The organism is Methylobacterium sp. Leaf118, assembly GCF_920984675.1.
In the GTDB taxonomy this organism is placed as follows: Bacteria; Pseudomonadota; Alphaproteobacteria; order Rhizobiales; family Beijerinckiaceae; genus Methylobacterium.
Window position 1 is genome coordinate 1 of sequence record NZ_CAKLBV010000049.1, and the last position, 13,733, is coordinate 13,733.

Here is a 13,733-nt window from a genome sequence, read left to right on the forward strand (position 1 = left end):
CGCCGCCAGGACGGCACGGTCCCGGGCGGGCTTGCCCGCGACGAAGGCCGCCTCCGTGGCATCCGCCGCGGCGACGCCGGCCGCGAGGGAGCGGGCGAGCCGGGCCTGGTAGTCCGCGAAGGCGCGGGCGAGGCCACCGTCCTGGGCGAGGCGCGCACTGCCGCGCCCGACGATCTGCGCCCCGTGCTCCGAGATGATCCCGCCGGTGGCGGCCACGACCGGCACCGGCAGATCGCCGGCCTGGGCCGGGCCGGAGCCCGGCAGGGCGGTCGTGAGGGCGCCCTCGGTCACGGACACCCAGACGAGGCCCTCGGCGGGCCGCAGCACGAAGCCCGAATCGATCGGCCCGGCGCCCTCACCGAGGAACCCGGGATGGCCTTCGAGCGGCGTGCCGCAGGCCCGGACGGTCCGCTCGATCCACCGCTCCGCCGCCGCGATCGCGCCGGTCTCCGCCGCGTCGAGCGCAGTCCGGAACGCCGCGGGCTCCAGGCTCGAGAGCCGGGCCTCGGGGCCCGGGAAGACGAGGAGGCGCAGGCCGAGGGAATCCGCTCCCAGCGGGACGGCGATGTCGCCGGGGTGCAGGCGCGCCAGCCGCCGCCGGCTGCCGGCACGGCCGGGCCGGTCGAGGTAGAGATCGGCCGATCCCGCCTCCACCCGGATCAGGCACGCCTCGACGGCGAAGCCCGGGCTGCCGGAGGCGTCGGCCGGGGTGCCGGTGAAGTGGTGGCTCGGCTCATGCAGCACGGATCAGCTCCGCGTAGGTTCCGCGCGCGTCCATCATGGCGTCGTGGCGGCCGCGCTCGACGATGCGTCCGCGCTCCAGGACGAGGATCTCGTCGCAGTCGCGGATCGCACTGAGGCGATGGGTAACGAGGATGACGGTGCAGCCGCGGCGGCGCAGGTTGTCGAGGATCGTCCGCTCCGTCACGGCATCGAGCGCCGAGGTCGCCTCGTCGAGGATGAGGATGCTCGGTTCGAGCGCCAGGGCGCGGGCGATCTCGAGCCGCTGGGCCTGCCCGCCCGACCAGTTGCTGCCCCCTTCGCTGACCAGCGCGTCGTAGCCGCCGGGCCGGGCCGCGATGGTCTCGTGCAGACCCGCGTCCCGGGCCGCCTCCACGAGGCTGCGCTCGCTCACGCGCTCGTCCCACAGGGTCAGGTTCTGGCGGACGCTTCCCTCCATCAGCACGATGGTCTGGTCGACATAGGCCAGGGAGGCGCAGGCCACCCCCGGCGGCACCCGGTCCGCCGGAACGCCATCGAAGCGGATGCGGCCCGCCCACGGATCGGCCAGGCCCACGAGGAGCCGCGCGATCGTGGATTTGCCGCTGCCCGAGGGGCCGACGAGGGCGATCCGCGCCCCCGGCGCGACCGCGAGCGAGAATCCCTCGACCAGCGGGGGTTCGAGCGGGTTGTAGCCGTAGGCGAGATCCTCGATGTCGATCGCGCCGCTCAGGCGCCGGGCCGGCACCGTCGCGTTGTCGTTGTCGGAGCTCGCCGGGTCCCTGGCCACGGTCAGGGCGCGGCGGTCGAGGGGGGAGCGCAGCACGTCGTCGACCCGCTCCATGGCCACGCGCAGCTCGCGCATCCCCGAGGCGATCCCGACGAGACCGTTCACCTGGGCGAGGAAGCTCGACAGGACGGTCTGGAAGGCCGCGAGCGTCCCCACCGTGATGAGGCCCTCCATGGCGCGCAGGCCGCCGAGCCCCAGGATGGCGGCCATGGTCAGGGCGCCGAGCGCCTTCGGGATCAGGCTGAGCCATTGCAGCGGCACCTGCATCCGATGCACGGCGTTCATGGTGCGGGCCTGGGCATTGGCCCAGCGCGCCATGAAGTCGTCCTCGGAGGCGGTCGCCTTGAGCGTCTCGATCGCCTGCACGCCGTTGATCGAGAGGCTGCCGAGCACCGCCTGCTCGCGCATGACCGTGCGGGCGGCGTTCTCCTGGCGCCGGGCGACGAGGCGGGTGAAGACGACGTTGACGAGCGCCAGGGCGAAGCCGATCCCGGCGAGCACCGGATCGTAGACCGCCATCAGGGCGCCGTAGAACAGGGCCGCCAGCCCGGTGACGAGCAGCGCGGACACTTGGCTGCCGATCAGGTCGCAGGCGCGCTCCGTGGCGGCGAGCCGGCTCGCGACGTCGCCCGCATAGCGCTGGGCGAAGAAGCTCGGCGAGAGCCGCATCAGGTGCCAAGTCAGGCGCAGGCCGAGGGAGAGGCCGAGCTTCCATTGCAGGCGCGCGAGAAAGTAGCCCTGCAGCGCGCTCAGCACGCCGCTCAAGAGGGCGGCGAAGGCGAGCCCGGTCAGGAGCGGCCGGATCCAGTCGGTCAGGTGGCGGACCAGGATGTCGTCGACGAAGATCTTGGTGGCGGCCGGCACGAACACGCCCGGCACCAGGGCCGCGGCGCCGGCGAGAACCAGGAAAACCACCGCGCCGCGCGAGGGCGCGAGCTGCTGGGCGATCGCCCGCCAGACGTTCGGCCGCCGCCCGGAAGGCTCGAAGGCCGCGTTCGGGCTCATGGTGAGCATGACGCCCGTGAAGGCGCGGTTGAATTCCTCGTGGGAGACGGTGCGGGGGCCCGTCGCCGGATCGTTCAGGTAGACGACGTCGCGCCCGATGCCCTCGAGAACGACGAAGTGATTGAATTCCCAGAACAGGATCGCCGGCAGGGTCTTGGTCGCGAGCTTGGCCGGATCGGTGCGCCAGCCCTCGGCGTCGAGCCCGTAGCGGCGGGCCGCCCGGACCATGTTCTTGGCCTTGCTTCCGTCGCGCGAGACGCCGCAGGCGACCCGCAGCTCCTCCAGGGGCACCCACTTGCCGTGATGGGCCAGCACCATCGCGAGGCAGGCGGCGCCGCACTCGACGGCCTCCATCTGCAGGAGGGTGGGGACCCGCGCCCGCCGCGTGCGCGGGAAGCGCAGCCTCGTCTCGCTCATAGCCCGAAGAACCGGCGCAGGGCGGGGATGAACAGGCCGATCGGCCGCCCCGCGCGCACGGTGACCTGACCATCCACGAGGGTCGTCGAGGACAGGCTGACCTCCGCACCCCGCAGGCTGGTCCAGGCATAGCTGTCGAGACCCTCGTTGCCGGGCTCCAGCCGGACGACGAGCTGCAGCGGCGGGCCGGCCCGCGTGAAGACGCGGGCGAGATCGGCATTGCCGAGGCGGAAGGCGAGCGCGCTCTCGCTCTCGGGGCTGTCGTCGACCTGGATCACGGTGCCGATCAGCGTGCCGTACTCCTCCTTCTTGGCGACCGAGGGCGACAGGCGCACCTCCATGCCGAGGCGGACCTCCTTGCCGCTGTCGGGGGGGACGTAGAGCAGGGCGTCGAGGCGCGGCCCGCCCTGCTCGACCACCATCAGCTTCTGCCCCGCCCCGACCAGGGCGTGGTCGCTGACTTCGTTCGTGGTGATGATCCCGTCCACGGGCGCCACGACCGAGGTGGCGAGCTGCTTGCTCAGCGTGTTCTGGTCGCGCTGGCCCTCCGCGTCGCGCAACTGCCGGTCGAGGGTCGCCAGTTCCTGATCCGACTGGTGGCGCAGGGAGAGCAGCGAGGCGTCGAGGGAAAGAAGGTCGGTCCGCGCCCGCGAGATCGATTCCTGGGCGGCGAAGACGCGCTCGCGGGCCTCGATGACCCGCTCGGCGGTGGTCAGGCCCTTCGCCTGGAGGAACTCGCGCTGGCGCAGCAATTCGTTGAGCTCGCGCACGCGGGATTCGCCGAGGTCGATCGTCTCCTCCAGGGCCTCGCGCTTGCGCCGGGCGGCGATGGTCTCCTTGGTAAAATGGTCCTCGAGCTGCGTGACGAGGGCGGCGCGCTGCGCCTTGAGCTGGGAAACCCGGCCATCGACGTCGCTCAACCGCAGCACGTCCTCGGGCGCGCTCAGGCGGGCGATGAGGTCGCCCTTGCGCACGCGGTCGCCGCGCTGGCGGAAGCTCTCGATCCAGCCGGCCTTCGGGGCGTAGACGCTGACGAAGGCGCCCCCGGCCGGAACCAGCAAGCCCTGGCCGGTGACCGTCGTGCGGTAGCTGCCGAACATCGACCAGCCGAGACAGCCGCCGACGATGACGACGGCGACGCCGAGCGCGGCCCAACCGAGCGGCGAGGTGACCTTCACCATCTCGTCGAGCTGATCGGGCCCGGCCAGGCCGTCCAGCGCTTCCTTGCGGTAGAGAGCGGTCGTCATCCGGGAGGCCTGAACTTGAGGGGCCGTCTCGCCGATCCGCCGCCAGGACGAGAACCTCGCCCGGACGATCCGATCCACGATCATCCACCAGGCCCTCGTACCGCGTCGGCCGGATCCGAGAGTTGGCGTCCTAGTCTTGAGCGGATCTTGGATCCGCAAGCACACGATCGGGCTTGTTTCCATCTCACGGCGCTGTGCGGAGACCACACCGTGGGAGTCGGACGATCCGGCGTCGGATCGACTGCCACAAAGACAACAGATTGATTAAAATTCACCTGACGGATCGTCCTGCCTCCGGTCTTTGCCGGGGCGAAGCGGCATCCCCTCGGACGCGACGGCGCCCGGGCCGGCGCGGGCCGGCTCGGGCGTCCCCCGTCACCGACGGTCGTTCAGAGGCTTTGATCGACGAGGTGGCCGCCGGCCGCACCGAGTCCGCCGACGAAGGCGCCCGTCACCAGGGAACCCGCCACGACGGTGCCGGCCGCACCGGCGCTCAAGCTTCCGAGGGCGGCGACGGCGCCGGCAAGGCTCACGCCCCCGGTGGCCGGGGCGGCGATGATGCAACCGACGGCCAAGGCGACCGCGGCGGCCGCGCCGAGCCCGCCGAGGATGCCGCCGGCGGCGGCCCAGCTGAAGCCACCGTTGACGGCTTCGAGCTGATCGTCGCTGATCGGACCCTGGTCGGAATAGGCGTTCACGAGCGCGCCGGCCTCGGCGATGAGGCGTTCCGCCTCGGCTGCGGGCAGATCATAGCCCTGGGCGGCGGCGAAGGCCTTGAGGCTTGGGCCGTCGTTCACGGTCGCGACGAAGTGCTTCAGCTGGGTCTCGTCCCGGAGTACGACCGCCATGTGCTGAGCGAAGTCGTGCGGGGTCTGCTGGGTTGGGCTCGTCATGAACTCTCGATCCTCTCGATGGTGTGCGCGACCGATGAGGGGCCAGTCCGTGGGACTTTGCCCCGTCGCCGGGACCTCAGCTCGTGATCGCGTCGTGGGCCGCCTGCGCGCCGCCGCCGACCATCGCGCCGAACACGGCACCCGAGAAGGCGCCGCTGCCGCCGCCGACGACGGCGGTGCCGACGAGGGCGGCGAGGCCTGCGGCGGTCCCGAGGGGGATGGAGATGGGCGCCGTGGCGATCGCGATGGCGATGCCGCCGACCGCGCCGACGATGCCGCAGGCGAGGCCGCCGACGGCCGCCCAGCTCAGGCCGCCATTCACCGCCTCGAGATCGGTGTCGCTCAGGCGCTGCCCCTCGCCGCCCGCCCCCTGGGCCTCGGCGAAGCGGCTGACGGCCTCGAAGATGCCCTGCGCCTCGGGCTCACTGAGGGTCACGCCGTGGGCAGCGGAGTAATCGACAAGGGCGCGCGCCGTGGTGACTTCGGCATTGAAGCGGGCGGAGGCCTCGGCATCGCCCTGCACGGCGATCATCATCGCCTGGAAGTGCTGGAACCGGGGATTGTTCGGGTCTTGGAAAGTCATGGGTCAGGGGACCTTGGACAGACGTGAGAGGGGGAAACGTCGTCCCGTCGCGACGCCCGGCGTCGCTGCGGAGACGTCCCAGCCTGGATTCCGAGGGCGACGAGATCGGGCTCGGCCTTCGGCCGGCGGCGCGTCGGGGCCGGCGGGAGCGCTCTGCGACGCGGCGGTGTCTCGCCCGTCGCGGGGCGCTCCGGACCATGCGGGTCACGCAGCGATCGGGGCGCGCCTCACCGGGAGGCTCGGCGGATCACCCCGTGGCTGTGCCGGTCACCGGGCGGCTTTGCGGGTCACCTGCACTTCGTGGCCGACGGAGTTGTCCCAGCGGAACATGTTGCCCTGGCTGTCGTGCCGGAAGGTGCTCGCGTCGCTCGAAACGTGTCCCGGCTCGATGGTCTGGGTCACCCAGAGCATATGCCCGTCGACATTCTGCCATCCCGAAGACGTTCCTGCCCCCTGAACGCTGTCGAGCACCGCGTCGTCGAGCTTGTGGTCAACGTCTCCGATCGGCTGGATCATGGAATTTGCCATCTTGCCTGCACTCCACAAAGCGAGATCAGCGCACTGATCACGAATTTGTGAGTAGACCACAAAAGTTTATCAAAAATTACATCTCGCATATGCCCCGGGAAAAGCATCGGGACATGGAGGCTTTGATCAACAGATGCTTTACGAGCATTTGCCCAATCGAAGCATCCGCCGCGGCCCGACCCGTACGGGCCTCCGCGAACCGCCGCGCGGGCGCCCGCGCCGGGCCCGGCGCCGCGCCTCAGTGCTGGGCCTGCCCGACCGCGAGGATCGTCACGCCGAGGGCGACGACGGCAATACCGACGAGCAGCGTCGTGTTGACCGGCTCCCCGTAGAGCCAGGCACCGCCGAGCGCCGCGCCGACCATGCCGACCCCGGCCCAGATCGCGTAGACGACGCCGATCGGCAGCATGTCCATGCTCGTCGACATCAGCCACAGGGCCGTGCCGTAGCCGAGGACCACGATCACGGTCGGGCCCGGGCGGGTGAGGCCGTCGGCGGCCTTGAGGGCGAGCGTGGCCGTCACCTCCGCGCAGATCGCGAAACCGAGAATCAGGAACGGGTGCATGGCCACCAGTGACATCCTTACCGGAGGGGAATCGTTCCGACCGAAGGGCCGGCCGGTGGAGATCTGCCGGGAAAAGTCTTGAAGCTTTGCCCCGCCCCCGGCGCGACGCGACCCGTCGCCCGCGCAATCCCCGAATGCGGCCGGCATCAAGGGAATCTTCAAGCTCCTCTGGGACACCACACCACCATGTCCCGGGCGTCCACGCTTCCCGAACCGTCGATCCGCACGACGCCCGCCCGCCGATGGATCGCGACCGGCGCGATCGGGGCCGCGCTCGTCGCGGGCGGCACCTGGACCACCACCGCCCTGCTCGGCCTTCCCAATCCCGTCACCCTCGCGGCCCTGGCCGTCCTCGAGCCGTCGGCGGTCGGTCCCTGGTTTGCGGGCCGCACCGTCCCGGCGCCCGCACAGGCCCGCGCCCTGCCCGCGAAGCCGCGCCGGATCCTCGAGCAGGTGCCCTGGAAGGGGCAGTCGGTCTCGCTCGCCACGATGCTGGCGGCGACGCACACCAACGCCTTCCTCGTGGTCCAGAACGATGGTCTGGCCCATGAATGGTACCGGCCCGGAACCGGACCGGCGACGCTGTTCCCGTCCTGGTCGGTGGCGAAGTCGATCGTCTCGCTGCTGGTCGGATCAGCCATCGCGCGGGGCCGGCTCGCCGAGACCGACCGCGTCTCGGATCTTCTGCCCGAATTGCGGAACGCGGCGGTCTTCGGACAGATCAGCGTCCGCAATCTCCTCGACATGACGAGCGGGCTCGCCGTGCCGGAGAACTACGACCCGCGCCGCCCCCTCACCGGGACGGCCGGGATGTACCTGACGCGCGACATCACGGCCTTCGTTCGGGACCATGCGCAGCTCGCCTTCAAGCCGGGCAGCGAGGGCCAGTACCGCAGCATCGACACCGAGGTGCTCGGTCTGATCCTGGCCCGGGTCGAGGGCAAGCCCCTGGCGGACCTCCTGTCGGAGCGGATCTGGAAGCCGATGGGCGCGCAGGCCGCCGCGACCTGGAACCTCGACCGGTCGGGGGGCGTCGAGAAGGCGTTCTGCTGCCTCAACGCGACGGCCCGGGATTTCGCCCGCTTCGGCCTCCTGGTGGCCGATCAGGGACGCGCGGGCCAGGCCCGCATCATCCCGACGCGCTGGATCGAGCGGATCGCGACCCCGGCCCGCCGCGTGGTCGACGGCTGGCAATACTCCGCCCAGTGGTGGCATGCCCCCGGCGGGGACGATGGCGACATCTCGGCGATCGGCGTCTACGGCCAGTACGTCTACGTGAACCGCGAGACGGGCACGGTCATCGTGAAGCTCAGCGATCACGGGGCCGAGCAGGACGAGGCCGAGACCCTCGCGGTCATGCAGGCGATCGCCGTCGATCTCAGGTCCCGGGCGCCCTGACGGCGCCGCGGGACCGGCCCCCTCACGCCTCCGACGGCTCGACGCCGGGCGCCCGACGCCGCCGCACGATCCGCGACAGCCCGGCCCAGGAGCCGCCCGGCCCGTTGCGGACGCGCCGCCCTGCGCCCCCCGTCCAGGAGAAGCCCGGCACGGGGGCGGCGGGATCGAGCAGCGCGCCGAGGGCGCGGCTGTAGTCCAGCACCAGGCCCGGCGTCCACGTCGCGCTGGCCGCCCGGTTCCGCAGGAGCGCCGCAGCCCAGAACTCGGGGGTCGTCAGGGCCTTGGCGAGGCGCCGCCAGGGCCGACCGGCGCGGGCGAAGGCCCCGTCCACCGCCGCGTCGAGGGCGCGGGCCACGGTGGTCGAGCAGTTGCGGCCGGTGAAGTTGTAGGTGGGGTCGCGGCGATAGGCGTCGCAGAACGTCCGGAGTTGGGTGGCGTCGATGCCGGTGATCGTGACGGCGACGGTCGCCTCGCACCAATCGTCCGCCTCGAAGGCGTAGGAGGGGAGGAAGCGGCCGGGCACGTCGTTCTCCGGACCGGCCCGCAGGGTGGCGCGCAGGTTGCCGGCGGATCGATCGATCTCCACCGCCGGATAATGGCTGAGATAGAGATCGTCGCCCTGCGCCAAGGCGGCGTGCCCCGTGGAGAACAGGCCGCGCGCGTTCACCGAGGCGACGTAGCGGCGGACGAGCCGCTGCCGGGCCGGCGTCGTGGCGTGCCCGGTGGGGGTCCAGACATAGACCGTCAGGCTGTCGGAGGCCGGCGCGGCGGCGGGCGATGAGACCGTGCTGGATCTCGCAGCCCCGCGCCGGACCAGCAGGCCGGCCAGCGCGAACCGCGCGCCGTTGAGGATCAGGAACATCCCCAGGCAGTAGCCCACGGTTCCGGCGTACCAGGTCGGCCAGGGCTGCAGATGGAACAGGCCGAACGCGACGCCCAGAGCCCCCAGGGCGACCGACATCCGCCAGCCGGAGAACTTCAGCAGGTTCGCGATCACGATCCGGACCGCCCCGTCGACGAGGAAGACGGTGCCGAAGATCAGGGCGAGCAGGAAGGTGCTATGCCGCGTCGACGCCACGATCAGGACGGCCAGCAGCAAGAGGAGCCCTCCCTTGAGCAGGCGCAGCCGGCGGGCTGCGCCCGTGGCGGCGGTTCCGGCGACCAGCGAGGCCACGCCCTCGATCAGGAGCAGGAGGCCGAACCAGCGATCCGGCACGTGGAGCGCCCCGTCGAGGGAGTCGATCACCGTCAGGATGCCGAGGCTCGCACAGAGGACGCCCGCCGCGAGAAGCAGGTGCCAGTGCCGCCGCACCTCCGCGCGCCCCACGAGCAGCAGCCAGAGGGGGGCGGGCCGCGCCTCTCCGAAGCTCCTCGCGCGACGGCCGGCGACGACCGGTCCGGAAAGCGGCGCGTCCAGTGTGGCGAGGGAGAGTTTGGACATGACCGGGCGTTTCCGAAAGACGACGCGGAGGGCCGAACCATTCCGCACGGGCATGATGATTGACTTAACGGGGAACCACGGCCGTCCCCTGCATCGGAACAGGGGGCGAATGCGACAAACCGTGGATTGTGGGGAGCACGGCGTGGAATCGCACCGGCGCCGCGGGATCGGGACAATTTGAGCGAACCGGTACAGGCGTCGTTTCGGCGGCGATCGCAGGCTCGTGGACGTGACCAACGAGGCCGATCTGCTCATGACCACGACGTCCGCTGCCATGCATTGTGTCCACGCCCGTGACGGCGCCGGGATGGGATCCCGGTCCGGCGGGGACAGCGCCGCGCCCGTCGCGCGCTCGGAAAGCGACCGTCTCGCCGGCATCGTTCGGCTCGGCTTGATCGCCGGCTGCACGCTCGCGCTCACGGCCTGCGTCACCCCGCAGGAGCGGCGGGCGATGGATCAGCGGCAATGCGCCGAGTTCGGGTTCGGGGCGGGCACCGACGGCCTTGCCGAATGCATGATGGGCCTCAGCCAGCAGCGCACCCAGATCGAGGCCGAGCGCAGCCTGCAGCTTCAGGCCCAGCTTGCCGAACAGAACCGCCGACGCGAGGCGCAGCACGATCTCTTCAAGGTGCTCAGCCTCCAGCGCAGCGGCGACAGGGCGTTTCCCGTCTGCGGGGCCTCCTCAGACGGTGGCATGGATCGCAGGACCATGACCTGGTACGGCCCGAATTGCCGGAGCCGCTGATCGGGGGGGCTCGGCGATGTCCGACCCAATCGGTCCCGGTCCGCGGCATCCGAGCCGCCTCGTCTTCGTCGCCACCGCGGCCATCGCGGCCACGGTCGGGCTCGTCACAGGCGATATCCGCGTCTTCATCCTGGCGGGTCTCGGCGCCGTGGTCCTGCTCTGCGCGGTCTACGCGCTCCTCAGGCGCCGTTTCGGGTGGCGACCGCTCCGCGTCGACGAACTCGTCAACCTCGTCGGCATCCTGCATCCGTGACGCGATCGGATGCTGGATCCGATCCGGCGCCGCGCGGGGTCGGGGCGGCTCGCCGCCCGAGATCGCCGCGCCCTCAGGTCACGAACGGCCCGCCCGCACCGCGCGGGCCGTGCTCGCGCGCCGAGAGCAACGATCCCGCCAGGGCACCGGCCGGCAGGGTCGACCGCAGCGGTGCTCATGCAGAAGTGCTCATGCAGACAAGTACAGGGAGTGGCCGTTCGGGCTGTTAAGCCACCATTAACCAAACCAAGCCATTTAAGACAACGTAAGGTGTTTTGGGGGCTTCGGTGAGAACGCCAGCTGTCGCGCTTGCGACTTTGTTAACCTTTTCTTCTTGCGCGATCGCGGCCGACCTGCCGTTCCGCGGGGACGTTCTTCGGCCCTCGCTTCCCGCCGTCGATCCGGTCGTGCCCGAATGGACGGGCGCCTATTTCGGCGTCAATGTCGGGGCCGCCGCGGGCGGCGCGTTCCATGCCACGACCGCCGTGCCCAAGAGCGGCATCGACGCCGAGGCGAGCCTGGGCGGTTTCACCGTCGGCGGCACGATCGGTTACAATCACCAGTTCGCGCCCGGCGGTGGCGTGGTGATCGGCTTCGAGGCGGACGGAGGCTACGCGTCCTTCGTGGCGCAAGCGGGCGCGTCGGCTCCCGGCCTCGGGTTCGACGCGAAGGGGGGCCTCAACAGCGAGCCCTATGTCACAACCGTGCGCGGCCGCGTCGGCTACGCCTTCGGACCGATCCTGGTCTATGCCACCGGCGGCTGGGGCGCCTCGTCGATCGGGGCCAGCGGCAGCGCCACCGTGCCCGGCATCAGCCTGCCCAAGGAGGCGCAGAACCTCCCCGACTCGGTCAAGCGGCACTTCCCCTTCGGCGGGTATTCCGGTTCGTCCAGCAGTTCCGTCCCGATCGACGGCTACGTCGTCGGCGGAGGCGTCGAGTACGCGATCAATCCGAGCTGGTCGGTCAAGTCCGAATACCTCTATGCCGATCTGAGCCGGACCGGTACCGTGCGGATCGGCGGCGTCACGCAGAAGGTCGAGGTCGGCTACGACGTGCATCAGGTCAGGGTCGGCCTCAATCATCGCCTGACCTGGTTCTGATCCGTCTCGGGGGGCGGGCCGATCCCGCCTCCCGCTCGGACGGCCTCGGCAGGCGATCCAGCGCGCGCGTTTGACAAGGCGGCCCGCCCCCGCCCATCCCCCGGGCATGACCGCTCCCGGCCCGCACCCTCTCTGGCGTCCCTACACCCAGATGAAGAGCGCCGCCCCGCCGCTCGAGGCGGTGGCGACGCAGGGCGCGCGCATCACCCTCGCCGACGGGCGCACGCTGATCGACGGCATCGCCTCGTGGTGGACGGCGGTGCACGGCTACAACCATCCCCACATCGCCGAGGCCGTCGCGGCGCAACTCGCGCGCATGCCGCATGTGATGTTCGGCGGGCTCACCCACGCCCCGGCCGAGCGCCTGGGCGCGCGGCTCGCCGCCCTGCTGCCGGGCACGCTGAACCACGTCTTCTTCACCGATTCCGGCTCGGTCGCCGTCGAGGTGGCGCTGAAGATGGCGGTGCAGATGTGGCTCAACCGCGGGGAGACCGGCCGCACCCGCATCCTCGCCTTCCGCGGCGGCTACCATGGCGACACCCTGGGCGCGATGTCGGCCTGCGATCCCGAGGAGGGGATGCACCGCCGCTTCGGCGCCTACCTGCCGGCCCAGCTCTTCTCGGACTTGCCGCGCACGCCCGCGCAGGCGGCGGCCCTCGACGCGGCCCTCGCCCGACACCGGCACGAACTCGCCGCGGTGATCGTCGAGCCCCTGGTGCAGGGGGCGGGCGGCATGCTCACCCATCCGCCGGAAGTGCTCGCCACCGTGGCGCGGCTCGCCCGCCGTCACGGCCTGCCGCTCATCGCCGACGAGATCTTCACGGGGTTCGGCCGCACGGGCACGATGTTCGCCTGCGCGCAGGCCGGGATCGTGCCCGACATCCTCTGCCTGTCGAAGGCGTTGACCGGCGGCACGATGGCGCTCGCCGCGACCGTCGCGACCACGGAGGTGTTCTCCGCCTTCTGGTCCGACGATCCGGCCGCCGCCCTGATGCACGGGCCGACCTTCATGGCCAACCCGCTCGCCTGCGCGGCGGCCAATGCGAGCCTCGACCTGTTCGAGATCGAACCGCGGCTGGCGCAGGCCCGGGCGATCGCCGGGCGGCTCGAGGCCGGCCTGCGCCCGCTGGCCCGTCTGCCGGGCGTGGCCGCGGTGCGCGTGCTCGGCGCCATCGGCGCGGTGCAGTTCGCGAGCCCCCCCGATCTCGCCGGGCTGAAGAGCCGGCTGCTCGCCCGGGGCGTCTGGGTGCGCCCGTTCGGCGCCATCGTCTACCTGACGCCCGCCCTGACGATTTCCGAGGACGAGCTCGACCGGCTCCTCGACGCGGTCGCCGCGACGGTGGCCGAAACCGCCAAGGGTTGACCCCGCACGGCCTGCGAGAGGACCCTGCAACCCGCGGCAGGGTTTCTCGTTGGATCAACGCGGCGGCGCGAGGGTTGCTTCGTTGGAACCGGGCAAGTCCGCGAACAACTTGACGCGAAAATCTTGGGTCGTTCGAGGCAAGCGGGGAGAACCGAGGTGGCGAGCCAGACCGAGACGACGAATCCGCAAGCGACTGCGCAGGACAACCGCCCCGTCATCCTCATCGTCGAGGACGAGGCGCTGACCATCATGGATCTCGGCGACGTGCTGGAGGATGGCGGCTACGAAACCGTCCAGTGCGCCTCCGCCGAGCGCGCGCTCTCCATTCTCCAGGCCCGTCCCGACATTTGCGGCCTCGTGACCGATGTCGAGCTGTCGGGCCGCGTCAACGGCTTCGAGCTGGCGAATTCCGTGGCGCAGGCCCGGCCCGAACTGCCGATCCTGATCGTCTCCGGCCGCGCCGCCCCCGATCCCGAGCGGATGCCGGCGGGCGCCCAGTTCATCGCCCGCCCCTGCGCGGGCGAGGACATCCTGGCCCGGCTCAAGGGAATCATGCCGCATTGCTGACGCTCCGGCGCGCCGCCGGCTCGGTGGCGCGCCGAACCTCCGTGCCAAGCATCGGACGGCCGCCAGATCTCCCGCATCGGCGCGGATCGCGGCGGTGGCCGTCCGCGGACCGACGGCG

The 13,733-nt window shown here is 71.4% G+C and carries 14 protein-coding genes; 6 read left to right on the forward strand and 8 right to left on the reverse strand.

The annotated features are described in order from the left end of the window. From LW587_RS17865 to LW587_RS17895, 7 genes are all read right to left on the reverse strand, one after another. A partial coding sequence (locus LW587_RS17865) for a hypothetical protein (RefSeq protein ID WP_232630946.1) occupies nt 1-744 on the reverse strand: 744 nt, incomplete at its 3' end. Next, nucleotides 734-2,932 (reverse strand): NHLP family bacteriocin export ABC transporter peptidase/permease/ATPase subunit, encoded by a 2,199-nt coding sequence (locus LW587_RS17870; protein WP_232630947.1) that lies wholly within the window; start codon nt 2,930-2,932, stop codon nt 734-736. The genes LW587_RS17870 and LW587_RS17865, both read right to left, overlap by 11 nt. Then, the gene (locus LW587_RS17875) at nt 2,929-4,179 is read right to left on the reverse strand and encodes an NHLP bacteriocin system secretion protein (protein ID WP_232630948.1); all 1,251 of its coding nucleotides are present in this window, start codon (nt 4,177-4,179) and stop codon (nt 2,929-2,931) included. Before LW587_RS17875 ends, LW587_RS17870 begins: the two co-directional genes overlap by 4 nt. 389 nt (nt 4,180-4,568) lie before the next feature. Beyond that, nucleotides 4,569-5,072 (reverse strand): hypothetical protein, encoded by a 504-nt coding sequence (locus tag LW587_RS17880; RefSeq protein ID WP_232630949.1) that lies wholly within the window; start codon nt 5,070-5,072, stop codon nt 4,569-4,571. A 76-nt stretch (nt 5,073-5,148) separates the two neighbouring features. Next, nucleotides 5,149-5,655 (reverse strand): hypothetical protein, encoded by a 507-nt coding sequence (locus tag LW587_RS17885; protein ID WP_232630950.1) that lies wholly within the window; start codon nt 5,653-5,655, stop codon nt 5,149-5,151. Between the two features lie 267 nt (nt 5,656-5,922). Continuing rightward, nucleotides 5,923-6,171 (reverse strand): hypothetical protein, encoded by a 249-nt coding sequence (locus tag LW587_RS17890; RefSeq protein WP_232630951.1) that lies wholly within the window; start codon nt 6,169-6,171, stop codon nt 5,923-5,925. 250 nt (nt 6,172-6,421) lie between these two features. After that, nucleotides 6,422-6,748, reverse strand: coding sequence for a DMT family transporter (locus LW587_RS17895; protein WP_232630978.1), 327 nt, complete (start codon nt 6,746-6,748; stop codon nt 6,422-6,424). Nucleotides 6,749-6,934: 186 nt separating this feature from the next. Here LW587_RS17895 and LW587_RS17900 point away from each other — a divergent pair, with 186 nt between their 5' ends. Further along, a complete protein-coding gene (locus LW587_RS17900; RefSeq protein WP_232630952.1) occupies nt 6,935-8,146 on the forward strand; it encodes a serine hydrolase domain-containing protein in 1,212 nt (403 codons plus the stop codon). Nucleotides 8,147-8,168: 22 nt separating this feature from the next. Here LW587_RS17900 and LW587_RS17905 read toward each other — a convergent pair whose 3' ends face one another. Beyond that, nucleotides 8,169-9,587, reverse strand: a complete 1,419-nt coding sequence (locus tag LW587_RS17905; protein ID WP_232630953.1) for an HdeD family acid-resistance protein — start codon at nt 9,585-9,587, stop codon at nt 8,169-8,171. A 229-nt stretch (nt 9,588-9,816) separates the two neighbouring features. Here LW587_RS17905 and LW587_RS17910 point away from each other — a divergent pair, with 229 nt between their 5' ends. The 5 genes from LW587_RS17910 (at nt 9,817) to LW587_RS17930 (ending at nt 13,615) form a co-directional block, all read left to right on the forward strand. Next, complete coding sequence (locus tag LW587_RS17910; RefSeq protein ID WP_232630954.1) at nt 9,817-10,332, forward strand: hypothetical protein; 516 nt, start codon at nt 9,817-9,819, stop codon at nt 10,330-10,332. 16 nt (nt 10,333-10,348) lie between these two features. After that, the gene (locus LW587_RS17915; protein WP_232630955.1) at nt 10,349-10,585 is read left to right on the forward strand and encodes a hypothetical protein; all 237 of its coding nucleotides are present in this window, start codon (nt 10,349-10,351) and stop codon (nt 10,583-10,585) included. Between the two features lie 407 nt (nt 10,586-10,992). Then, a complete protein-coding gene (locus LW587_RS17920) occupies nt 10,993-11,685 on the forward strand; it encodes an outer membrane protein (protein WP_232630956.1) in 693 nt (230 codons plus the stop codon). A 106-nt stretch (nt 11,686-11,791) separates the two neighbouring features. Beyond that, nucleotides 11,792-13,048 (forward strand): adenosylmethionine--8-amino-7-oxononanoate transaminase, encoded by a 1,257-nt coding sequence (locus LW587_RS17925; RefSeq protein WP_232630957.1) that lies wholly within the window; start codon nt 11,792-11,794, stop codon nt 13,046-13,048. A 156-nt stretch (nt 13,049-13,204) separates the two neighbouring features. Continuing rightward, on the forward strand, nt 13,205-13,615 hold the full coding sequence (locus tag LW587_RS17930) for a response regulator (RefSeq protein WP_232630958.1): 411 nt from the start codon (nt 13,205-13,207) through the stop codon (nt 13,613-13,615). Nucleotides 13,616-13,733: the final 118 nt, after the last annotated feature.

Coding starts and splice junctions, on each gene's coding strand:
- LW587_RS17870 (WP_232630947.1), bottom strand. CDS start 2,932: ATGAGCGAGACGAGGCTGCGCTTCCCGCGCACGCGGCGGGCGCGGGTC.
- LW587_RS17875 (WP_232630948.1), bottom strand. CDS start 4,179: ATGACGACCGCTCTCTACCGCAAGGAAGCGCTGGACGGCCTGGCCGGG.
- LW587_RS17880 (WP_232630949.1), bottom strand. CDS start 5,072: ATGACGAGCCCAACCCAGCAGACCCCGCACGACTTCGCTCAGCACATG.
- LW587_RS17885 (WP_232630950.1), bottom strand. CDS start 5,655: ATGACTTTCCAAGACCCGAACAATCCCCGGTTCCAGCACTTCCAGGCG.
- LW587_RS17890 (WP_232630951.1), bottom strand. CDS start 6,171: ATGATCCAGCCGATCGGAGACGTTGACCACAAGCTCGACGACGCGGTG.
- LW587_RS17895 (WP_232630978.1), bottom strand. CDS start 6,748: ATGCACCCGTTCCTGATTCTCGGTTTCGCGATCTGCGCGGAGGTGACG.
- LW587_RS17900 (WP_232630952.1), top strand. CDS start 6,935: ATGTCCCGGGCGTCCACGCTTCCCGAACCGTCGATCCGCACGACGCCC.
- LW587_RS17905 (WP_232630953.1), bottom strand. CDS start 9,587: ATGTCCAAACTCTCCCTCGCCACACTGGACGCGCCGCTTTCCGGACCG.
- LW587_RS17915 (WP_232630955.1), top strand. CDS start 10,349: ATGTCCGACCCAATCGGTCCCGGTCCGCGGCATCCGAGCCGCCTCGTC.
- LW587_RS17925 (WP_232630957.1), top strand. CDS start 11,792: ATGACCGCTCCCGGCCCGCACCCTCTCTGGCGTCCCTACACCCAGATG.